This window comes from Clostridium sp. BJN0001 (assembly GCF_022869825.1).
Classification (GTDB): Bacteria; Bacillota; Clostridia; order Clostridiales; family Clostridiaceae; genus Clostridium.
Window position 1 is genome coordinate 1,184,203 of the sequence record NZ_CP094971.1, and the last position, 23,356, is coordinate 1,207,558.

24 protein-coding genes are annotated in these 23,356 nt (G+C 27.5%); 19 read left to right on the forward strand and 5 right to left on the reverse strand.

Going from position 1 to position 23,356, the window contains the following annotated elements:
* The first annotated feature begins 5 nt into the window (after positions 1 to 5).
* From yihA to MTX53_RS05620, 4 genes are all read left to right on the forward strand, one after another.
* Positions 6 to 602 carry a ribosome biogenesis GTP-binding protein YihA/YsxC gene (yihA, locus tag MTX53_RS05605; RefSeq protein WP_244835273.1) on the forward strand — a complete coding sequence of 199 codons (597 nt, stop codon included), beginning with the start codon at positions 6 to 8 and terminating at the stop codon, positions 600 to 602.
* Positions 603 to 742: 140 nt separating this feature from the next.
* On the forward strand, positions 743 to 1,219 hold the full coding sequence (locus tag MTX53_RS05610; protein ID WP_244835274.1) for a hypothetical protein: 477 nt from the start codon (positions 743 to 745) through the stop codon (positions 1,217 to 1,219).
* A gap of 29 nt (positions 1,220 to 1,248) precedes the next feature.
* Positions 1,249 to 1,488 carry a hypothetical protein gene (locus tag MTX53_RS05615; protein WP_244835275.1) on the forward strand — a complete coding sequence of 80 codons (240 nt, stop codon included), beginning with the start codon at positions 1,249 to 1,251 and terminating at the stop codon, positions 1,486 to 1,488.
* A gap of 81 nt (positions 1,489 to 1,569) precedes the next feature.
* Entirely contained in the window at positions 1,570 to 2,028 is a 459-nt protein-coding gene (locus MTX53_RS05620) for a hypothetical protein (protein ID WP_244835276.1), read from the forward strand.
* 109 nt (positions 2,029 to 2,137) lie between these two features.
* On the opposite strand, the gene MTX53_RS05625 is transcribed toward MTX53_RS05620, so the two are convergent.
* A complete protein-coding gene (locus MTX53_RS05625; protein WP_244835277.1) occupies positions 2,138 to 3,082 on the reverse strand; it encodes a hypothetical protein in 945 nt (314 codons plus the stop codon).
* Between the two features lie 58 nt (positions 3,083 to 3,140).
* Positions 3,141 to 3,551, reverse strand: a complete 411-nt coding sequence (locus MTX53_RS05630) for a Fur family transcriptional regulator (RefSeq protein ID WP_244835278.1) — start codon at positions 3,549 to 3,551, stop codon at positions 3,141 to 3,143.
* Positions 3,552 to 3,728: 177 nt separating this feature from the next.
* On the opposite strand from MTX53_RS05630, the gene MTX53_RS05635 reads away from it, so the two are divergent.
* Positions 3,729 to 4,046, forward strand: coding sequence for a hypothetical protein (locus MTX53_RS05635; RefSeq protein ID WP_244835279.1), 318 nt, complete (start codon positions 3,729 to 3,731; stop codon positions 4,044 to 4,046).
* Positions 4,047 to 4,101: 55 nt separating this feature from the next.
* Here MTX53_RS05635 and MTX53_RS05640 read toward each other — a convergent pair whose 3' ends face one another.
* Positions 4,102 to 5,583: a nicotinate phosphoribosyltransferase gene (locus MTX53_RS05640; protein ID WP_244835280.1), complete on the reverse strand. Its 1,482-nt coding sequence runs from the start codon at positions 5,581 to 5,583 to the stop codon at positions 4,102 to 4,104.
* 109 nt (positions 5,584 to 5,692) lie between these two features.
* Here MTX53_RS05640 and MTX53_RS05645 point away from each other — a divergent pair, with 109 nt between their 5' ends.
* Positions 5,693 to 7,696, forward strand: a complete 2,004-nt coding sequence (locus MTX53_RS05645; RefSeq protein WP_244835281.1) for an ATP-dependent helicase — start codon at positions 5,693 to 5,695, stop codon at positions 7,694 to 7,696.
* A 114-nt stretch (positions 7,697 to 7,810) separates the two neighbouring features.
* Positions 7,811 to 8,896 carry an aspartate-semialdehyde dehydrogenase gene (gene asd, locus MTX53_RS05650; protein ID WP_244835282.1) on the forward strand — a complete coding sequence of 362 codons (1,086 nt, stop codon included), beginning with the start codon at positions 7,811 to 7,813 and terminating at the stop codon, positions 8,894 to 8,896.
* Positions 8,897 to 8,954: 58 nt separating this feature from the next.
* On the opposite strand, the gene MTX53_RS05655 is transcribed toward asd, so the two are convergent.
* Positions 8,955 to 9,566 carry a hypothetical protein gene (locus tag MTX53_RS05655; protein ID WP_244835283.1) on the reverse strand — a complete coding sequence of 204 codons (612 nt, stop codon included), beginning with the start codon at positions 9,564 to 9,566 and terminating at the stop codon, positions 8,955 to 8,957.
* Between the two features lie 161 nt (positions 9,567 to 9,727).
* Between MTX53_RS05655 and MTX53_RS05660 the strand changes: the two genes are divergently transcribed.
* The 10 genes from MTX53_RS05660 to MTX53_RS05705 all read left to right on the forward strand — a co-directional run bounded on the left by MTX53_RS05660 (position 9,728) and on the right by MTX53_RS05705 (position 20,541).
* Positions 9,728 to 11,776: a cell division FtsA domain-containing protein gene (locus tag MTX53_RS05660; RefSeq protein ID WP_244835284.1), complete on the forward strand. Its 2,049-nt coding sequence runs from the start codon at positions 9,728 to 9,730 to the stop codon at positions 11,774 to 11,776.
* Positions 11,777 to 11,796: 20 nt separating this feature from the next.
* Complete coding sequence (locus tag MTX53_RS05665; protein ID WP_244835285.1) at positions 11,797 to 12,978, forward strand: M20 family metallopeptidase; 1,182 nt, start codon at positions 11,797 to 11,799, stop codon at positions 12,976 to 12,978.
* A 166-nt stretch (positions 12,979 to 13,144) separates the two neighbouring features.
* Positions 13,145 to 14,680: a ribonuclease Y gene (rny, locus tag MTX53_RS05670; RefSeq protein ID WP_244835465.1), complete on the forward strand. Its 1,536-nt coding sequence runs from the start codon at positions 13,145 to 13,147 to the stop codon at positions 14,678 to 14,680.
* A gap of 136 nt (positions 14,681 to 14,816) precedes the next feature.
* Complete coding sequence (locus MTX53_RS05675; protein WP_244835286.1) at positions 14,817 to 15,077, forward strand: HPr family phosphocarrier protein; 261 nt, start codon at positions 14,817 to 14,819, stop codon at positions 15,075 to 15,077.
* Between the two features lie 138 nt (positions 15,078 to 15,215).
* Positions 15,216 to 16,646 carry an adenylosuccinate lyase gene (gene purB, locus MTX53_RS05680; protein WP_244835287.1) on the forward strand — a complete coding sequence of 477 codons (1,431 nt, stop codon included), beginning with the start codon at positions 15,216 to 15,218 and terminating at the stop codon, positions 16,644 to 16,646.
* Between the two features lie 159 nt (positions 16,647 to 16,805).
* Positions 16,806 to 17,957: a DUF6398 domain-containing protein gene (locus MTX53_RS05685; RefSeq protein WP_244835288.1), complete on the forward strand. Its 1,152-nt coding sequence runs from the start codon at positions 16,806 to 16,808 to the stop codon at positions 17,955 to 17,957.
* 114 nt (positions 17,958 to 18,071) lie between these two features.
* Positions 18,072 to 18,728, forward strand: a complete 657-nt coding sequence (locus MTX53_RS05690; RefSeq protein ID WP_244835289.1) for an HAD family hydrolase — start codon at positions 18,072 to 18,074, stop codon at positions 18,726 to 18,728.
* Between the two features lie 38 nt (positions 18,729 to 18,766).
* Positions 18,767 to 19,531, forward strand: a complete 765-nt coding sequence (locus MTX53_RS05695; RefSeq protein WP_244835290.1) for a potassium channel family protein — start codon at positions 18,767 to 18,769, stop codon at positions 19,529 to 19,531.
* Positions 19,532 to 19,597: 66 nt separating this feature from the next.
* Entirely contained in the window at positions 19,598 to 20,230 is a 633-nt protein-coding gene (locus MTX53_RS05700; RefSeq protein WP_280527287.1) for a GTP pyrophosphokinase family protein, read from the forward strand.
* Positions 20,231 to 20,307: 77 nt separating this feature from the next.
* A complete protein-coding gene (locus MTX53_RS05705) occupies positions 20,308 to 20,541 on the forward strand; it encodes a hypothetical protein (protein ID WP_244835291.1) in 234 nt (77 codons plus the stop codon).
* A gap of 55 nt (positions 20,542 to 20,596) precedes the next feature.
* Here the strand turns inward: MTX53_RS05705 and MTX53_RS05710 are convergent, their stop codons facing one another.
* A complete protein-coding gene (locus MTX53_RS05710) occupies positions 20,597 to 21,130 on the reverse strand; it encodes a DNRLRE domain-containing protein (protein WP_244835292.1) in 534 nt (177 codons plus the stop codon).
* 165 nt (positions 21,131 to 21,295) lie between these two features.
* Between MTX53_RS05710 and MTX53_RS05715 the strand changes: the two genes are divergently transcribed.
* Both MTX53_RS05715 and MTX53_RS05720 read left to right on the forward strand, forming a co-directional pair.
* Entirely contained in the window at positions 21,296 to 21,991 is a 696-nt protein-coding gene (locus MTX53_RS05715; protein WP_244835293.1) for a hypothetical protein, read from the forward strand.
* 10 nt (positions 21,992 to 22,001) lie between these two features.
* On the forward strand, positions 22,002 to 23,315 hold the full coding sequence (locus MTX53_RS05720; RefSeq protein ID WP_244835294.1) for a folylpolyglutamate synthase/dihydrofolate synthase family protein: 1,314 nt from the start codon (positions 22,002 to 22,004) through the stop codon (positions 23,313 to 23,315).
* The last annotated feature ends 41 nt before the right edge of the window (positions 23,316 to 23,356 follow it).

Consider the following 23,356-nt stretch of genomic DNA (forward strand, 5'->3'; position numbering starts at 1 on the left):
ATTTTATGAGAATAAAACAATCAGAATTTATTATCTCAGCAGTAAAAAAAGCGCAGTATCCTATAGATAATAGAGCAGAAATAGCATTTGTAGGAAAATCAAATGTAGGAAAAAGTTCTCTTATAAATGCTATTACAAATAGAAGGAAACTTGCAAAAGTTAGTCAGACTCCTGGAAAAACAAGGTTAATTAATTTTTTTCTTATAAATAATGATTTTTATCTTGTTGATCTTCCCGGATATGGATATGCAAAAGTATCAAAATCTGAAAAAGAAAAATGGGGCAAGATAATAGAAACTTATCTTACAGGAAGAGAAGAGCTAAAAAGAGTTGTATTATTAGTCGATTCAAGACATAAACCAACATCAGATGATATTTTGATGCATGAATGGATAAAGCATTTTGGATATGATGAGATTATTATTGCAACTAAAAGTGACAAATTAAAGAATTCTGAGTTTAAGAAGAATGAAAAAGTAATAAAGGATACATTAGGTTTATCTGAATCTGGTAAATTATATTTTTTCTCATCTTCTAATAAAAAAGGAATTGATGAATTAATTAATAATTTATTCCTTGATTATGCAAAAGATTTAGATTAATTTAAGGATTATAAATAAGAGAAGTCGTGTGAATATAAAATTCATATGACTTCTCTTATTTTATATCATTAAATAAGTGTCAAAAAAATTTGAAAAGAATAGTATATAGTATAAAAAAATATTTCCAAGGAGGAGTTAATATGGAAATGAACGATATCCTTAATGGGTTGAATTCAACTGACGAAGGATGCAATAGCAATGATACTGCTAACAATAATAGTTGCTGTCAGGACTGCTTTGGCGGATTAGGAACAAATGCTGGCTGTGGCTGTGGCGGAAGTTGTGGATGTAGCGGAAATGGTGGATGTGGATTCAATAGTTGGATTTGGATTTTATTAATATTATTTTACTGTGGATGTGGTGGTAGTGGAATTTTAGGAAATAGTGCAAACAATAATTCTTGTTGTACTTGCTGCTGCAAAAATCCATGCTGCTGTAAGAAAGAAGAAAATTCATGCTGCTGCCCAAGTAATAACACTAGTGGCGGTGGAATATTAGGAAACTGTTCTTCATGGTTATTCTTATTAGTAATTTTATTTATATGTAATGGCTGCCGTGGAGGATCACTTTGCGGATCATGTAACAACAATGGACTCTGTGGTTCAATGGGATACTAGTAAGTTTAATTTAGAAAGGAGAGATATTTATGTCTAAGAAAAAAGACAAATGTTGTTGCAAGAAAGTTGATTGTTGCTGCTGCAATAATAAAAATAATTCAAACTGTGCAGTAGTTGCTCCAATATTATTTTTATTAATAGCATGTGGATCAGGGCTTTTAAGTTGTAATAAATCTTATTTGATTATTTTACTATTCTTATTATGTGGTGGAAGTTTCTTTAATTTCTTAGGTAGCAATAATATGTCAAATAATTGCTGCTGCTGCTAATTTAAGAGGTAAGTGGAGGACTTTTGTCCTCCAAAAAACAAAAAAAGTTTTACATATAATTATTTTGATGGAGGGCTATTAATGGCAAAACACAAACACAGGGATCAAGAAAAAAGTCAGGGTGATAATAATAATGGATTTAATAATAGCAGCAGTCCGTTTCAGATAGATCCTATGAATATTATTAGCATGCTATCTGGAGGAAATTTAGATATTAATAGTTTATTATCACAAATGAATATGAATGGTTTTAATATGGGTGCATTATCACCTTTTGCAGGAATGGCTGGACTTAATAATAATGGATTTAATAATAATAATAGTAATATTAATAATAATGAAGATGAAACAGATACAATTTTTGATGGCAAAAATGAAGATTTAACTGAAAAAAATTTAGACTTAGATAGAGAATATATAGATGAGAATATAGAATTTTTAGTAAATTTGAAAAAATTTGTTCATCCAGACAGAATTAGATTTATAGATCAAATAATAAAGTTTTATAAAGAAGGAAAATTTAAAAAAAATAAAGAGTAATGTATAGATATTTTTTATATGGTAATAATAAATATTGTAACAGAAAATAAATATCTGTTACATAGTACTTAATGAAAGTAAATTTCATTAAGAACCCCCCATCCCCTTTTTAGGCCGCTTTATCGCGGCCTTTTATAGATATTGAAGAAATTTTAAAATCAGAATCAGATTTTTTTAAAGTAATAGTTATTATACATTCTTTTGATATACTACTATTTTGATGTTCAGACTTTGAAAATGATAAAAAACATTTTATTGATATTGGATTGCTTTTTTCATCCCACTTATAATCATAAAAGAAAGCATTTTGAAAATAATATGAGTATTTTTTCTTGTCAAGATTCCAAAGCATTGAAAGTTCTTTTTTGGGAATGGAAACAGAAAAAATATCAGGAAGAGTGTCTATATCATATTTTAATTGAATTATATCTATAAATTTTAGAATATTATTTAATGATGGAACTTGATTATTAGATGACGTAGTATCTAAATATTTGTTATTTACAAGCATGAATGAATCAATCGATGAATTTCCAATTTTTGATTCTAAAGAATAGCATGTTGGAGATTTAGTATTATTTGAATCGAGAATACCAAATATATTTTTAGATGAAGAATAAAAATTATTAAAACTCTTATTCTTCATATTATAATTGAAACAGTATAAAATATTATTGCCGTTTTTACTTCCTTGCAATATTATATCCTTAACTCCATTTCTTGATAGATCATATAGAAATACCTTTGGTTTAAGACTTTGATTTATATCAAAAAGTTTTTTGTCATCAGTTAATGAAGACAAAAGAAGAGTATTTTCTATTGATTTTAAACTAAAATCAATTTTATTATTTCCGTTTATTTGTTCTAATTTTTCTTTTTTGCCATCACCATTTAAGTCATAATTTGATAAATCCGCAGATAAAACTGGATTTATTGTTTTTATAGTAGAAAATTTATATCTTGTAAAATAAAATATTAAACTTAAAAAAACAAAGAAAGAAAATACAAATATAAATTTATATAGAAAAATTTTTTTTGATTTAGCACAACTCATTATGTATCACCTCATAAGAAATATATGAGGCTTTTAAAAAAATAAGTACAATTATATTTTATCTACAGTTTTTACATATCCCAAAAAAATAAACTTTACTGCTTAAAATCTTATAGTCAGTATATTTTTCAGCTATAGTATTTATTTCATCTAATGAAAATTCAGGATCAAAATCATCAACTTTTCCGCACTTTATACACTTAATATGAGGATGATTTTTTGCATTAGCATCGTATCTAAAAGAATCTTCGCCAGCATTTAATTCCTGAATAAGTCCTACCTTAGATAAAGTTTTTAATGTCTTATAAACAGTAGCAAGACTTATTGTAGGAAATGTTTTTTTAATATTACTATATACAGTTTCAGCAGAAGGATGTGCTGTAGTCCCTCTGAGATATGTATATATTGCAAGCCTTTGAGGTGTAAGTTTTAATTTTTTTTCTTTGAAAATAGATGCAATTGTATCCATAAAAATCTCCTTAGTATATTTATTCTTATATAATATAACATTAATTTATATGAATAGTCAATATTAAATAAGAATTATTCTTTCATACTATATAAACGTTGTATAAATTAGAAATATCTGATAAACTAAAATAGTAATATATATTTAAAAATGATATCTATATTGGAGGCGTATTTTATGGCTAAATATAAAGTTGGAGATGAACTATTAATAGTTAATGATCCTACTAAAGATAATAAGAAGTTAAAGGACTTGACAAAGCTTACTGTTGATGGTGACTTCGCTCAGATTTCATGGGGAATAAAGATTATTGATGTTGAGTATAATAATCCAAATGTCACATTAACATATAAAAACTGTAAAGGTGAAATAAATAAAGTCTTTTCTGTATGTAAAGACTCAGAAAATTTTGATAATGAAAAAGTCCTTGAAAAAGCTCTACTTAGAGCATTTCAGAATGAAATAATTAATATTTCTGTGATAAAGAATAATTAAATTATTAAAAAATGACTGATGAATTATTTTCATCAGTCATTTTTTAATAAATTCTTTAATTTTCATTATACGAATCAGAATATTTTCTAAGTAGTGTCTGTTTTAAAGTCCATAGGTTTTCTGATAAATCTACATAGTAAGTATGAGGATTTTCAAATCTTAAAACTTCTGGCCAAAGTTTTGCAGTTTCACTTTTTACTATATCTCTAATCTCAAGTGCTGTAGGAGAGGTATAAGTCTGTTTTCCATTTTTAAATATTTGAGTTTGAATTTCTTTTGCATAGAAATTCTTTATTTTCTTTCTCTTCCATGTATGTATAGGATTAAAGATAGTAAGTGGCTTTGTAGTATCAATTTTTTCATTTCTTAAAGTAATTAAATCTGCGATAGCTTTATCTGATGATTTATCAAATAGTCTTACTATTTTTTTAAAGCCTGGATTTGTTATTTTTTCATCATTTTCGCTGATTTTTATCTTTGGTACGATTTCTCCATTTTTATCTTCTACTGCTGAAAGTTTATATACTCCACCAAATACGGGTTCTGATTTTGCAGTTATAAGTCTTTCACCTACTCCAAATGAGTCTATTACAGCTCCTTGACTTAAAACGTCCTCAATTATATATTCATCAAGTGAATTTGAAATTATGATTTTACAATCATTATATCCTGCATCATCTAAAATTTTTCTACATTTTTTAGTGAGATAAGTAATATCACCTGAATCAATTCTTATACCGATTGGACGCTTATTTAATGGTTTTAGTACATCATTAAATACTTTAATTGCATTTGGAAGACCAGATTTTATAACGTTATATGTATCTATTAAGAGTACACAGTCATCTTGATTTATTTCAGCCCATGCTTTAAAGGCATCATATTCAGTATCAAATAACTGTACCCAGCTATGAGCCATTGTACCAACAGCAGGAATATTAAACATTCTGTCTGAAATTGTACATGCAGTAGAACTACATCCACCAATAACAGCAGCTCTTGCACCATATATTGCACCATCATATCCTTGTGCACGTCTTGATCCAAATTCCATAACAGGTCTATTTCCAGCAGCTCTTGTTATTCTATTAGCTTTTGTAGCTATAAGTGTCTGATGATTTATAGTTAAAAGTACCATTGTTTCAAGAAGTTGAGCCTGAATAACTGGTCCTCTTACAGTAACAAGTGGTTCTCCTGGGAATACTGGGTTACCTTCTGGGACTGCCCATACATCACATGTAAAGTTAAAATCTCTTAAATATTCTAAGAAACGTTCATCAAAGCAATCTTTTCTTCTTAAATATTCGATATCATCATCGGAAAATTTAAGATTATTAAGATATTCTATAAGCTGCTGAACTCCTGCCATTATGCAGTATCCACCACCATCAGGAATTCTCCTGAAAAACATATCAAAATAAGCTGTTTTATCTTTTAATTCTTTTTCAAAATATCCATTACCCATTGTAAGTTCATAAAAATCAACGAGCATGGTAAGATTTCTTTCGTCTTTAACATTAAAAACTGTATTGTTCATAATAAACTCCTTTTCATTAAAATCTTAAAACTATTGTACATCTATAAAAAGGTTATTACAATAGAAAATGGATATAATAACAGTGTGTGAAACTGAGAAAGGATGTAAAATGAAGATAAATTTAGATAAATATCAAATAAATGCGGTTAAGACAGAAAATAGAAATTCTTTAATTATAGCTGCACCTGGTTCTGGAAAAACTACAGTAATAATAAATAGAGTTAATTATCTTATAGATAAGAAGAAAGTTTTTTTGGGTAACATTATAGTAATAACATTTACTAGAGCTGCATCTATTGATATGAAATCAAGATATAAGGATAAGTTTAAAAGAGATTCATCACCTTTTTTTGGAACTTTCCATGGACTATTTTATAAAATACTTATTAGGGATGGTTTAAACATAAAAATTATTGATGAACATATAAAAATAAAAATAATTGGGAACGTATTATCTGAGTATTTTGATGATTCAGCAAAAGATAAAATAAAAGATGTACTTAATAATATATCACTATACAAAACATCAGGAGAAGATTTTAGTAAGTTTAAACCGTCTATTTCAAAAGAAATTTTTGAAAAATGTTTAAATACTTACGAAGAATATAAAAATGCAAAAGGAGAGTTTGATTTTGATGATCTAGCTATAAAAGCTATTGATCTTTTAAAGAAAAATGAAAGCCTTAGAAACGGTTATAAGAAGCTATTTAAATATATACTTGTAGATGAATTTCAGGATTGCGATCAGCTTCAAATAGAATTTTTAAAACTTATGAATGATGAAAAGAATTCGTTATTTGCAGTTGGAGATGAAGACCAATGTATTTACTCATTTAGAGGCTCAAAACCAGAATATATGGTCACATTTGATAAAATATTTAGTGATGCTAAAAAATACTATTTATCAATTAATTATAGAAGTAAAAAAAATATAATAGAATTTTCTAAAAATCTTATATCATATAATAAGGAAAGAAATGATAAAAAGATAATTGCAAATAATATTCAAGATGGTACAGTAAGATGGATTCAGACTTTTAATGAACATAGTGAGTCTGACAATATATCAAGTATAATAAAGAAATATTATGATAAAGGAATTCTTTACTCAAAAAACGCGGTTTTATATAGAACGAATTCAGAATCTTTATCGATAATTGGAAGTTTTATAAGAAACAAAATTAAGTTTTGCCTTTTAGATAAAGGATATAATTTTTTTGAACATTTTATAGCAAAAGATATAGTTTCATATTTAAAATTATCAATAGATAATTATGATATAGATAGTTTTATAAGAATAATTAATAAACCGTTTAGATATATAAGCAAAGAAAATATAAATTATGTAAGAAATTATATGGAAAGAAAATCACCATTTGATATTTTACTTGAAAAAAATGATATTCAGCCATTTTTAAAAAAAGCAATAAGCGATTTTAATAAGGATATAAATTATCTTAACAAAATATCACTTTCTTCTGCAATACAGTATATATTATCAGATTTAAAATATATGGAGTATTTAAAAAACTATTCTGAAAAATTTAAACAAGATTTCGAAGAATGTGAGGAAATTGTAGAGGAATTTAAATCGGCAGCAGAAGGATTTTCAACAATTTTTGAACTTTTAGAATATATAGATAATTTTAAAAAAGAAATAGAAAAAAATAGAAGAAAAAAACCGGAAGATGGAGTTATACTTGGAACCATACATAGTGTTAAAGGAATGGAATTTAATAATGTATATATAATAAATGTGTGTGAAGATACAATTCCATATTATAGCTTCAAAAATAATGATATTGAAGAGGAGAGAAGATTATTTTATGTTGGAATAACACGTTCAATAGATAATCTTTACGTTTATTCTCCTAAAAATAGAAGTGGAAATTTTAAAGACGCATCAAGATTTATAAAAGAAGCAAGGCTTGATAGACTAAAGTTTGACACATATGGATTTAAAAAAGGAGATAAAGTTATGCATCAGACTTTTAAAAATGGTTTAGTAGAGGAAATAGATAATGGTAAAATTACAATTAAATTTGATAAAGGAATTACAAGAAGTTTTAATCTTGATATATTAATGACAAATTCTCTTTTGAAAAAAGATTAAGAATGTATCGAAAAAATTGATACAAACAATAAAAATTATCAATTTTACTAATTTAAATTTCCATGATATCATATAAACATAAATAAAGAAATAAATATTTGGGGTGATTTTATAATGGAAAAGAAACTAAAAGTTGGAGTAATAGGAGCCACAGGAATGGTAGGTCAAAGATTCATAACTTTACTTGAAAACCATCCATGGTTTGAAGTTACTGCTTTAGCTGCAAGTAAAAGATCTGCAGGAGTAACTTATGAAAAGGCAGTAGACGGAAGATGGAAAATGGATTCTGATATACCAGAAAAAGCTAAGAATATGGTAGTTATGGATGCAGATGATGTAGATGCAGTTTGTGAAAAGGTTGATTTTGTTTTCTGCGCTGTTTCATTAAATAAAGAAGATACAAAAAAACTTGAAGAAAAATATGCAAAACATGAAACACCAGTTGTATCAAATAACTCTGCAAATAGAGGTGTAGAAGATGTTCCAATGATGATTCCTGAAATCAATTCAGATCATATGAAAGTAATTGAAACTCAGAAAAAGAGACTTGGTACAAAGAGAGGATTTATTGCAGTAAAACCAAATTGCTCAATACAAAGTTATGTTCCTGCAATTAATGCTTTAAAAGAATATGGTCCAAAGGTTATTTTAGCATGCACATATCAAGCAATATCAGGAGCAGGAAAAACTTTTAAAGAAATGCCTGAAATTCTTGATAATGTTATTCCTTATATTGGTGGTGAAGAAGAAAAAAGTGAAAAAGAACCACTTAAAATTTGGGGAACAGTTCAAGATGGAAAAATTGTCAATGCAACTAATCCAGTTATTACAACACAGTGCTTAAGAGTACCTGTAAGTAATGGACATATTGCAGCCGTATTTGTTAAATTCGATAAGAAGCCTTCAAAAGAAGAAATAATAAATGCATGGGAAAATTACAAAGCACCAGAAATAGTAAGAAATCTTCCATCTTCACCAAAGAAATTTTTAAGATATATGCAGGAAGATAATAGACCTCAGCCAAAACTTGACCGTGATTATGAAAATGGCATGGGAATTAGCATGGGTAGATTAAGAGAAGATGTACTTTATGATTATAAATTTGTATGCCTATCTCATAATACATTAAGAGGTGCAGCAGGCGGCGGAGTATTATCCGCAGAACTTTTAACTGCAGCAGGGTATATTAAGTCTAAATAATTTAAAACAAATATTTTATGGATGAAAAATATTATTTTTCATCCATTATTATTTATAGTTAGTTGTTTTTATACTTATTAAGTAATTCATATGATATTATGTTTACATTCTCTGCCCAAATATTACTTTCTGAGTACGAAGTTCCAATATTCCATATGCTTGTACCCTTATGATATAGTCCTGATGGAGAAATATATTGCTTACTTAAAAGGCTAGCAGTATCTTTTATGCAGGAAGCTTTACTTTCAAAAGTTCTGTATCCTCCACGACTTATTCTCCAACTTGATATATTATTTTGATTTGTAGCGAGTATATTTTTGCCATGCCCACTTTCAAGCCTTGTAAGAGCTATTAAAAAAATTGAATTTATAGGATTATCTAAGTTTTCGGCTTCAACGAAAGCTTTTGCACATTCTTTTGTTTGGTAAGTTGTTCCAGAAAGCATATCATAAGCTTTTTCTATACTGATATTACTTTTTATTGATATGTTGTATGGATTATATACAATTTCAGGTGATTTCGCTTTTATTGTCATTGACGATTTAAGTGTTATAGGTGCTATCTCTATTGATGAATTTTTTCCTATATTTCCTACATCGGCAGATACAGGAGTTGGTATAATTAAAAGTACAATAATAATTAGTAAAATAGCTATTTTGCTATTAAACACAGACATCATCTCCTTAATGGGAATAATTGTATATTATTTTCCAATAAATGTCAAGAGAAAATTTTCTTTTGTATATTACTGTTAATAACTTCATTGTAAGTAAATAAAAACTATTATATAATTTATATTGAGTAATTTATAAAGAAGGTTGTGCTTATAATATGGAAATAAAAAATTTTAATCAGAAAGATATTATTTTTTCATTAGATATAGGAACAAGATCAATAATAGGTACTGTCGGAATTGTTCAAGACAAAAAATTTAATGTCATTTCGGAAAAATATTTGGAACATGAAGAAAGAGCTATGGTTGATGGACAAATTCATGATATAAATTTAGTATCGCTTACAGTAAGCCGTGTAAAAAAGGCGCTTGAAGATGAAATGGGATTTAAACTTTCAGAAGTTTCAATTGCAGCTGCTGGAAGACTTTTAAAGACAATTACAATAAAGACCGATCTTGAAATTGATTCTGATACTGAAATAGATAAAGAACTTATAAGAAGCCTCAATTTAAGTGCAGTAAAGAAGGCTGAGGAAGAAATAAAAAGTTCAACTGAAGGAAAACTTTATTGTGTGGGATATTCAGTTAAGGCATATTATTTAAATGGATATGTTATTTCTAATCTTTTAGGACATAAAGGAGATAATATATCTGCTGAAGTTATAGCGACATTTCTTCCGCGTTCAGTTGTTGATTCTTTATATTCTGTTATGAATAAAGTAAATTTGAAAGTAGTAAGTCTTACATTAGAGCCTATTGCTGCCATGGAAGCTACAATTCCTAAAAAATTGAGACTTTTAAATCTTGCACTTGTAGATATAGGAGCAGGAACTTCTGATGTTGCAATAAGTTCAGATCAAACTATAAGTGCTTATGGAATGGTTCCCCTTGCAGGTGATGAGATTACAGAAAAAATAGTTACAGAATATCTTGTGGATTTTAATGAAGCAGAAGATATAAAAAGAAAACTTTTAGATAATGATGAAGTCACATTTACAGATGTAGTTGGGATAGAAAATACAATAAAATCTGATGAAATTTTAAAAGTTATAGATAGTACTATATCAAAAATCGCAGAAGAAGTTTCAAAGAAAATAATTGAACTTAATGGAGATAAATCTCCAAGTGCAGTTTTTCTAGTTGGAGGTGGAGCACACACTCCATTTATAAGTAAAAAAATTGCACAAAACTTAAATATACCTGAGACAAGAGTTGCTATAAAAGATAGAAATTCTATAAATGACTGTATATCTAATAATAATCTTGGCTCATCAGGTGTTACAGTACTTGGAATAGCACTAGTTGCAATAAGAAATTCAGGAACAGATTTTATAGATGTTGTTTTAAATGATGAACCGATAAGTTTGTTTAATTCACATAAACATACAGTTATGGATGCACTTATACAGGCTGGAGTAAATCCATCATTAATGATCGCTAAAACTGGAAAAGCAGTTAGGTTCACATATAATGGTAATAAACGAATAGTATTTGGAAATCTTGGAAAAAATGCAGAGATAAAAATAAATGGTGAAAAAGCAAACATTGAATCTGAAATAATTGAAAATGATAATATAGATGTTATGTTTGCTAAAGATGGAGATAATGCACATCCTAAAATTTCTGAATATATAAACAGCATAAATTCTATTTCAGTGTATATAGATAATAATATAGTAAATTTAGATCCTATAATTATAGTAAATGAGGATAGAAAAGATATTAATTATATTATAGAAAATGGGGATAATATTAAGATATTTATTCCAAAATCAATTTCTTATATTAAAAAGTATGTTTTAAAAACAGATGATGATTTATTTATAAATGATAATAAGGCTGATGAATCGTATATTGTAACTGAAGGCGAAAAGATATTTACTAAGAAAAAAATTGAAAGTTTAAATACTCAAAGTGAAGATTATATAGAAGAATCAGCAGTAGAAATAGGCGATATTAAAAAATTAGATAAAAAAGAAGATTTAATTAGTAAAGGAAAAAGTTTGCATGTTACAGTAAATGATGAAGAAGTTACTTTAACAGGTAAAGATGAATACGTAGTTGTTGATGTGTTTAATTTCTATGATTTTGATCTTACTATTCCAAAAGGTATTATACATATCACAGTAAATGGAGCAGATGTGCAATATACTTATTCTTTAAAAGAAAATGATGTGATAAAGATATTTTGGCAGAATATCAAATAATTATTAAGGAGAATTATAAAATGGTAGATTTTAAAAAAGAAGCACATGATATAAAAGATAAATTAATTTCAATAAGAAGACATTTTCATTCTTATCCTGAATTAGATTTTGAAACTAAGAAGACCGCAGATTATATTAAAAATATATTAAAAGAAAATAATATAGAATTCAAAACTTCAGGTGTATCAGGTGTTATTGGAATAATACGTGGTACAAAAAATGGAAATAATAAAATTATAGCACTTAGAGCTGATATAGATGCTCTTCCTATAAAGGAAGAAAACAAAGTAAGTTATGCATCTAAAATAGATGGAAAAATGCATGCATGTGGTCATGATGCACATGCAACTGTTCTTCTAGGAGCTGCAATGATTTTAAATAGACATAAGGATGAATTTTCAGGTATAGTTAAACTATTTTTTGAACCTGCAGAAGAAACAACAGGAGGAGCAGTTAAAATGATTCAGGAAGGAGCACTTGAAAATCCATCACCAGAAGGAATTTTAGGGCTTCATGTAGATGAAAATGTTAGTACTGGGAAGATAATGATAAAAAATGGAGTTGTAAATGCTGCTTCAAATCCATTTAAAGTGAAAATCATAGGAAAAGGTGGACATGGTGCATATCCATCACATAGTGTAGATCCAGTTGTTATTACAAGTCATATAATACTTGCACTTCAAACAATAGTAAGTAGAGAAATATCTCCTGTAAATCCTGCGGTAATAAGTATAGGAATGATAAATGCAGGAAGTGCTGCAAACGTAATACCAAAAGATGTCGTTTTTGAAGGCATGATACGAACAATGACTAAAGAAGACAGGGAGTTTGCAATTAAAAGATTAAAAGAAATAGTAAACGGAATAGCTCAAAGTTCAAGAGCAAAAGCAGAAATAGAGATTGTTGAAAGCTATCCTTGCTTATATAATGATGATAAATTTGTTAAATTAATAAGAGAATCAGCAGAAGAAATAATAGGAAAAGAAAATGTACTAGAGCAAAAAGCACCTAAAATGGGAGTTGAAAGTTTTGCATATTTTGCTAATGAAAAGCCTTCAGCATTTTACTTTTTAGGATCAGGAAATGAAGAAAAATGTACAACGGAGCCTGCTCATTGTAGTACATTTAATGTAGATGAAGACTGCCTTGAGATAGGCGCATCTATACAGGCTTTAGCCGCTTTTAAATTCTTAAATAATTAAATTTTATATATGATAGTAAAACTTGACATCAATATAATAATAATATAAAATGATAGAGTAATACTGGTTTATCATATTCCAAATAATTCAGTGAGAAGAATATGACACCTACTATACTTTCTTATTGATTATAAAAAAGAAGTGATTAGGAGGTGTTTATGTGAATATAGTAACTTTAATAATAATAGATATTATAGTTCTATTAATTTTAGGAATGATAGTATACAAAATTATAGAAAATGAATCTAAGAAAAAGGCAGAATTACTAAAGAATCAGGCTAAAGATGAACTTGATAAGGCTAAAAAAGATGGTGAAACTTATAAAAAGGAACTTATTTTTGAAGCTAAAGAAGAAGTTCATAAGATGAGAAGTGATTTTGACAGAGAATCTCGTGACAGAAGAAATGAGGTTCAGAGGCTTGAAAGAAGAGTTTTACAGAGAGAGGAATCGCTCTATAAAAAGGGTGATCAACTTGAAAAGAGAGAACAGACAATAAGCGACAGAATGGCAGAAGTTGAGAAAACTGAAACAGAAGCTCAAAAGCTTTATGAAAAGAGAAGAAGTGAACTTGAAAAAATAGCTTCTTTAACTGGTGATGAAGCAAGAGAAATTCTTTTGGATGAAGTTAAAAAGGAAATTTCTCATGATGTTGCAGTTATGATTAAAGACATTGAAAGCAGAGCAAAAGAAGATGCTGATAAGAAAGCAAAAGAAATTATTACAACAGCTATTCAAAGATGTGCTGCGGACCATGTATCTGAGTCGACTGTACATGTTGTGTCTCTTCCAAACGATGAAATGAAAGGCAGAATTATCGGAAGAGAAGGAAGAAACATTAGGACTTTAGAAACTTTAACAGGGGTAGATTTAATAATTGATGATACTCCAGAAGCAGTAATACTTTCAAGTTATGACCCTATAAGAAGGGAAATAGCTAGAATAGCACTTGAAAAGTTAATAGTGGATGGCAGAATTCATCCTGCAAGAATCGAAGAAATGGTTGAAAGAGCAACAAAGGATGTTGAAGTAAACATAAAAGAAGAGGGCGAACAGGCCGCTCTTGAAACAAATGTTCATGGACTTCATCCAGAGCTAATAAGGCTTTTAGGAAGGCTAAAATACAGAACAAGTTATGGTCAGAATGTGCTTAAACATTCAGTAGAAGTATCATATCTTGCTGGAGTTATGGCCTCAGAGCTTGGATTAGATGTTGCTTTAGCTAAAAGAGCAGGTTTACTACATGATATTGGAAAAGCAATTGATCAAGAAGTTGAAGGACCTCATGCTTTAATAGGTGGGGATATTGCTAAAAAGTATCATGAATCTACGTTAGTTGTTAATGCTATTGCTGCTCATCATTCGGATGTCGAAATGCAGTCCTTAGAAGCTGTACTTGTTCAGGCAGCAGATGCTGTATCTGCAGCAAGACCTGGCGCAAGACGAGAAGCTGTTGAGACATACATTAAGAGATTGGAAAAGTTAGAAGAAATTGCAAATTCATATGAAGGTGTAGAAAAGTCATATGCCATTCAAGCTGGCAGAGAGATTCGAATTATGGTTAAACCAGACAAAATTGATGATGCAGGAGCAGCTGAACTTGCACACAATTTAGTTAAAAATGTTGAAGAACAACTTGAATACCCAGGACAGATAAAAATAAATGTCATAAGGGAAACAAGATCAATAGACTATGCAAAATAAAAAAGGCTTTATTAAAAGCCTTTTTTTTACATAATTGAATAATGGGTAAACTTATGCTTGAAATTAATTGAGAAATCGTTTATACTGAAATAGTTAAGTGCTATATTTATTATATTTATGTAAAGAGGTGTGTGTTATGACAGAAAAAGAAGTTGTAGTAAAAAATGGTTCAGGACTTCATGCAAGACCAGCTACATTATTAGTAAAAAAGGCTTCATCTTTTAAGTCAGATATTAATATAGAATATAATGGCAAGAAAGCAAATGTAAAAAGCCTTATCGGAGTTTTATCTCTAGCTGTTACTGAAGGAGCAAAGATTAAATTCTCTGCTACTGGTGCTGATGAAGCCGCAGCTGTTGAAGAATTAGCAAAATTAGTTGAATCATTAGAAGATTAATTTTATAAAAGGGGTTCCTTATTTTAAGGAACCCCTTTTTTATTTTAGTATAATTACTGATTAAATACAAAAAATATGATATAATATGAGAGTTATGATAGAAAAAATTCGCAGATTATTACTTTTGGAGGTTTTTTAATGAGAAATTTATACAGTACACCTTTAAATTCAAGGTATGCATCTAAGGAAATGAGTTTTATATTTTCCGAAGATAAAAAGTTTACTACTTGGAGAAAATTATGGGTAGCTCTTGCTGAATGCGAAAAAGAGTTAGGCCTTAATATTACAGATGAACAAATAAAAGAGTTAAAAGCTCATGTAAATGATATTAATTATGATGATGCAGCAAAAAGAGAAAAAGAAGTAAGACATGATGTAATGAGCCATGTATATGCATATGGACTTCAGTGCCCTCATGCAAAAGGAATAATTCATCTTGGTGCTACTTCATGTTTTGTTGGAGATAATACAGATATTATAATAATGAGAGATGCTCTTTATTTAATAAAAGAGAAGATAGTTACAGTATTAAATCATCTTAAAAATTTTGCATTAAAGTATAAAGATATGCCAACACTTGGATTTACACATTTTCAGCCTGCACAGCTTACAACTGTTGGAAAGAGAGCAACACTTTGGATGCAGGATCTAGTAATGGATATTGAAAATATAGATTTTGTTATTGAGAATTTAAAGCTTAGAGGCGTTAAAGGAACTACAGGTACACAGGCAAGTTTTATGGAACTTTTTGATGGAAATCAGAAAAAAGTTAAGAAGTTAGATCATATGGTAGCTGAAAAAATGGGCTTTAAGAAATCATTTGCAGTTACAGGTCAGACTTATCCAAGAAAACTTGATTCAATTATCTTAAATACATTATCAGAAATTGCACAAAGTGCCTATAAGTTTAGCAATGATTTAAGACTTCTTCAAAATATGAAAGAGATGGAAGAGCCATTTGAAAAACATCAGATAGGATCTTCAGCAATGGCATATAAGAGAAATCCTATGAGAAGTGAAAGAATGAGTTCTCTTTCAAGATACGTTATAGTTGATTCATTAAATCCAGCTATAACAGCAGGTACACAATGGTTTGAAAGAACTCTTGATGATTCTGCAAATAAGAGATTATCAATTTCTGAAGGATTTTTAGCACTTGATGGAGTACTTAATTTATATATAAATATTGCAGAAAATATGGTTGTATATGATAAGGTAATAGGATCTCATGTACAGAGAGAACTTCCATTTATGGCAACTGAAAATATTATGATGGAAGCTGTAAAAAATGGCAAGGATAGACAAGAACTTCATGAAAAGATAAGAGTACATTCAATGGCAGCAGCCCAAAGAGTTAAAGGTGAAGGACTTAATAATGATTTAATAGATAGAATCATTAATGATAAATCATTTGGACTTACTAAAGAAGAAATTCTTGGAATTATAGATCCTTCTAAATTTATAGGAAGAGCTCCAAGCCAGGTTACAGAATTTATAGATGAATATGTAAATCCTATAATAGATTCAAACAAGGAAGCTATAAAGATAAAGAGTGATATAACTGTTTAATCGTATATATTTCTGCAGATATTAAACATACTGAATGTTATTCTCCCAAATAATAAATATGTAGAAATTACATTAATATATGTGGTATAATAAAAAAAGTGCAAAAAAATATAAAGGTTTTGTATTTTGATACAGAACAAACAAAGGAGTTATCAGGAAATGCAGAAATTATCTAAAGCAGTAGATGATAAGTATGAAGATATTAGTAATAAACTGAGCGATTTTTCAGATAAATTTCTTACATCTGATTATAAAAGTTTATTAATAAGATCATTAAAATTGATATATGAGAATAATAAAGAGAATTTAATGAAAGGTAAAAGTGAATCATGGGCTTGCGGTTTAGTTCATGCGTTAGGAACTATAAATGGGCTTTTTGATTCAAAAAATGATATTTCTCTAAAAGTTTCTGATTTATATAAAGCATTTAATATAAGTAGTAGTACAGGTCTTAATAAATCAAAAGACGTAAGAAAATTATTATCGCTTGATGAGAATTCTGATAAATGGAAAATATCAAAAAATATGCAGAATGAACAATTTAGGTTTTTAGTAGATAGAAGATATTTTAAAGCACAAAAAGTTGCTGATTATGCATGGAATATGAAAAACTTTAAAGACAGTCAGGTTTATGCTAAGGATGCATTAAAAATATATGAAAATTGTTCAGATGCATATATAATATTATCAAAAAATCCAGCTTTAACAGATTCTGAAAAGATTGAAATTTTAAATAAAGCAGTAATGGCAGCACAGAATGTATTAGGAATTAAAGATGACTTAGATACTGTAGATAAAAGAATTTATAGTTTACCAATAGCAAGACAGTTTTTTGGTGCTAAGTATACTTTAGCAAAACATTTATGGAAGATTGGAAAAAGAGAAGAAGCTATTACTAATCTTAAAGATGTAGTCAATTTTGATAAAAAAGATTTATTAATGGCTAAAGGACTTCTTTCACATTGGCTTATAGAAAATAATCAGTATAATGAATGTCAAGAACTGTTAAAGAAATATAATGATAGATCTCTTATGCTTATTTATGCTGAAGCTGCTCTACTATTTAAAATGAATGATAAAAGCGATGCTGAGAAAGCTTTAAGAAGAGCATATAAGAGAAATCAATATGTATTTGATTATATATTAGGAATTAAGAAGTTACCTAAGGTTTTACATAAAGTAACGAAAAAAGGTTCAAATGAAGAAGCTATATTTTATGCGAAGCTAGGACTTAATATATGGGATAATGAAGAAATGAAATCGTGGATTAAAGTTAAAAAACTCGATTTTGAAATTGAGAAAATGATTTAAAAAAAACCTGCATTTTATGCAGGCTTTTTTATTTAAGCTTAAACTATAATTTATTTTTCAGTATCTTACTTTTTTGTATAATTAAAATATTTAAATTTAGGAGATGATTCTACTTTGGAAGAAGATTTACATATATTATTTGATTTAGATGGAACAATTACTGACTCTTGTACAGGAATAATTAATTCCATAATATATTCGCTAAAGTATTTTGGAATAGATGAAAAAAATATGGAAAAATTAAAAAAATTTATAGGACCGCCACTTTTGGAATCTTTTAGTAAATATTATGGCTTTAATAAAGAAAAATCACAAAAAGCATTATATAAATATAGAGAATATTACGCCGATAAAGGAATATTTGAAAATTTTTTATATGATGGAATAGAAGATTTATTAAGAAGACTAAAAGAAAAAGGAATACATATAGTTCTTGCAACATCAAAACCAGAAGTTTATGCAAAGAAAATTCTTAAATATTTTAATATAGATAAGTATTTTGATTTTGTATCTGGAGCAGATTTTGAAGAGACAAGGGTTAATAAAGATGAAATTATATATTATGCATTAAAAGAACTAAATATTACTAATAAATCAAAAGTTATAATGATAGGTGATAGGCAGTATGATATTTTAGGAGCTAAAAAAAATGGAATAAAGTCGATAGGAGTATTATATGGATTTGGAACATTAGAAGAACTCAAAACAAATGGTGCTGATTTTATTGCAAAAAATGTTTCGGATATTTTTAAAATTATTAGTAATGTATAATAATTTTTTTTATTACAATAATAATAATGGTGATAAATTTGAAGCTCAAAGAAGATAAAAGTAGATTTGATATTCTTATTGGATTATTATCTTTAATTTCTGGATTAATTGTGATTATAGATGAAAAGAATAATTTTAATTATGAATTTTATATTTTATTATTAATAATTAGCTGCTTTATATGGTTAATATTTTTTGTGGAATTTATTTATAAATTTTCTCTTTCAAAATATAAATTAAGTTTCTTTTTATATAATAAAATAGATCTGTTATCATTAATACCATATTATATTTTTATTTATATGCTTAAGAATTATGATGCATATAGATTTCTTATTTTAATACATATTTTGAAGATAATTAAATTTTCAGTTATGATGATTAAATTTGAAAAACGTATTTTTAATAATGTAAAAAATAATCGCATTTTATATCTTTTTACAATAACCATATCAATTATTATAATTGGTTCAATGAGCATATCTATAGTGGAAAAAAAATCTTTTTCTGATTCATTGTGGTTAACTATAGTAACAATTACAACTGTAGGGTATGGAGATATTAAGGTCAATACGAAACCTGGAAGATTTATAGCAGGAATACTAATGGTTATAGGAGTAGGCTTTGCAGGTCTTCTAACTGGTGCTATCTCTTCTTATTTTATAAAGGGTTCTTTTAAAAAGAATAGTAATTTTGAAATTGAAAAAATAAAGAAAAAACTTGATTCTTTTGACGATCTTACAGATAAAGAAATATTAGACATATGCGATAAACTTAAGAAACTTAAAGAAAAGGAAAAATAAAACGGGGGGACATTTGTGGAAACCAAAAAAAATTTATGCGAGAAATTTTTTCCCCAGGAAAAAAGTATCACGCAGCAGTATGAAGAAAAATTTGATGAAATAGAACGTATAAGTATGATATATAGATCTGCTATAAAAGAAATAAGTACAAAAATATCAGTACTTAATGACGAATTTAGCGTAGATAGAAAAAGAAATCCTATAGAGTATATAAAAACTAGAGTTAAATCTCCAAAGAGTATAATGGGAAAACTTGAGAGAAAAGGTTTTGAAATGACTATGAGATCTGCAATGCAAAATTTAAACGATATTGCTGGAATAAGAGTAATATGTTCTTTTGTAAGCGATATTTATGAAATTGCAGATCTTTTAATAAATCAGGATGATATAACTTTAATTCAGAAAAAAGATTATATAAAAAATCCAAAGAAAAATGGCTATAGAAGTCTACATCTTGTACTTGAAGTACCAGTATTTTTTTCTGATAGCGTAAAGCCAATACGTGCAGAAGTACAGATTAGAACTATAGCAATGGACTTTTGGGCAAGCCTTGAGCATAAATTATATTATAAAACAGAAATAGGAGAAGATACTTCTTATATAAGAAAAGAACTTAAAGAGTGTGCTGATGTTATTTCATCTACAGACTTAAAAATGCTTGAAATTCAAAAGGAAGTTGAAAAAATTGGATCTAAGTAAATAAAAATAGAGTAGTACATATTTTAATTCTTATGAATATTATAAATTATAAAACTATTTTTATTTGGAGGATATGAATGAATGGGTATCAGCTTATAAGCAAATTGCAGACTAAACTTAAACAAGATCCTGAATTTGCAATGAAATTTAACAGAACAGTAAATCAATTAAAAAATGTTCCAGGACTTCAAATGAAGATACTTAAGATAGCACAGCTTAGAACTGAACAAGAGAGACAGAGAGCTATAAATACACTTCCTAAGAATGCAAGAAATGCTGTTTATGAACTTCTTGAATTGCTTGAAAAATAGCTTGAAAAACATTTAGAATTAGGATGCTGCAAAGTGCAGTATCCTTTTTAATAAATTATAAAATTATTAGACATGGAGGATTAGAGGAAGTAGTTGAGCATATATTAAGTACTGAAAGTTTGTTCTTTGAATTTGTTTTAAGTGTAATTCCAAAATTATTTTTATTCTTTATCCATGAATTAATAAAATTTGTTATATTTATGCTTATATATTTGCCAACATCATTTATTCCGATATTTAGTTCTATTTGACTTTCATGATCTACTTTAGGAAATGAATTCCATGTAACAGTTGAATAATTATAATTTTCTAAGTTTTTATATAGAGAAAATGTATTATTTCTATAATATTTTATTTCTGGATATATAGAACTTATTTTAAAACATAGGTAAGCTGTTTTTACTTGCATATTATTTAGTGGTGTTAGATTAAATTTAAATAGAGACTTGTATATGATTATTCCAGAATCAGTTTCATCTTTTTTTAATCCAGACAAGAGATATTGAGAATGGCTAAAATTCTTATTTGATTCTTCACTAGATACGTAAGTTACATCACTAGCATTGAATGTAATGTTTGATTTTAACATAAGAAACTCCTTATACTTAATTTAGACAATATTGCCTCAATACATGTTATGATAGTTATTTGGAAATGTTGCATATAAATAAAATTTTATATATGTATTAAAACAAGGAGAAATATGTTAAAATTAATTTATTAAAAATTTGAGAATTTATGGAGGTATGCTATTATGAATAGTAAGAAAATAAAATTTATAGGTACAGGAGTAGTATGCGCATTAGCTACAGTTTCAACACTTTCTGCAATTAAAAAAATTAAAGATTTGTTTAAAAGAGAGTTTAATAATTTAAATTTTTCTACTGGCATAATACGACAATTTGGAACATTATATTTAGATGATGAAAAAGTTAAACGACCATTAGATTTTGTAGATTATAGTGATATAAGAGAATATAATGGTGAAAAAATTGAAATAAGAAACACAGATAAAGATAATGTTTATAAATTATCATGGATTGAAATAAATTACGAAGATAAAAAGATGCTTATAAGCGATAGAAATATATTAAAAAATATTTCTTTTGATGAACTTGACCTTTTAGGTTTTGTTAAAGGAAAAGTTATTACAATTGATGGATATAATTTCATGTTAAGATTATTAAAAGAGTCAGATATTGAAAGAGAATGGGAAAAATATATATTAAACGAAAATGATATATTAGGACTCCCAGATAAAGTAAATCAGGATGAATTTGAAAAAGATGTAGAAGATTTATGGCATAATGAAATACCATCATTTATTTATAGCAAAAAATTAGATAATACTAAATACTGTTTAGAAAAAGGTAAAGATACTAGAAAAGAATACAGAGATTTTAAAGAAAATACAGGATATAGACCAGTTTTACAGTTACTAGAAGATTAGGAGATAAAAAATGAATTATGAAGAAGCAATGTCGTATTTAAATAGTTTTCATCGTTTTGGCTCAAAAGCAGATTTGAAAAGGACTGAGCATATTTTAGAGATGCTTAAAAGTCCTCATAAAAAAGTAAAATTCATACATGTAGCAGGAACAAATGGAAAAGGTTCAATAACATCAATAATAGCCGAAATTTTGAAAGAATATGGTTATAAGACAGGTATGTATACTTCTCCATATTTAAATGAATTTGAAGAAAGAATCCAGATAAATGGTGTAAATATAAAAAAGGATGATCTAGCGTTTATTATGGATAAAGTAAAAAAAGCTATTGACACTTCAATTTCTGAAGGATATAGTTATCCTTCACAGTTTGAAGTAACTACAATTGTAATGTTTTTATATTTTTACATTAAAAAAGTAGATTATGCAGTTATAGAAGTAGGACTTGGAGGAAGACTTGATTCAACTAATGTATTAACATCATTAGTAAGCGTTATTTGTGCTATAGGGTATGATCATATGGCTATACTTGGAGACACATTAGACAAGATAGCATATGAAAAGGCAGGAATAATAAAAAATGATTCTATAACAGTTGTATATCCTCAAGATTCTGAAATAACTGATGTTATAGAAAAAAGAGCTTATGAGAAAAATTCAAAAATAAAAATACTTTCACCAAACGATGTTGAGTTTTTAGGAATATGTTTTGATAAAGATAAAATTTATCAAAAAGTAAAAATAAAAACAGAATTTAATGATTATGAGATGAAATTTTCTCTTATTGGGAAATATCAAGTGCTAAATTTATTGACTGCTGTAAATTCAGTAGAACTATTTTTTAAGAAGGAAGATATAAAAATAAATAAAAAAATAATAGAAAATGCTGCATCAAATGTAAAATGGAAAGGAAGACTTGAACTTTTAAATAGAAAACCTAAAATTCTTATAGATGGTGCGCATAATATTCAAGGCGTTTCATCGCTGAAAGAAAGTATTGAATTCTATTTCAAATATAAAAAGTTATTTCTTATTATAGGAATTCTAGATGATAAAGAAGTGGATAAAATGATAGAAACTATATGTCCTATGGCATTTAGAGTATATACACTTTCACCAATTAGCGATAGAGCATCAGATAGTGAGACTTTAGCTAAAAAAATTGTTAAATACAATAAAAATACAGTTGCATTTAATGATTATAAAGCTGCATTTATTGATGCATTAAATAAAGCAGATGACGATGATATGATTCTTATATGTGGCTCATTATATATGATAGGAGATATGAGAGAAATAATTGTAAATTATTTTGATGATATATAAATGAAATACTTTACTGTAAGTATAAAAGGACTTAATTCGAT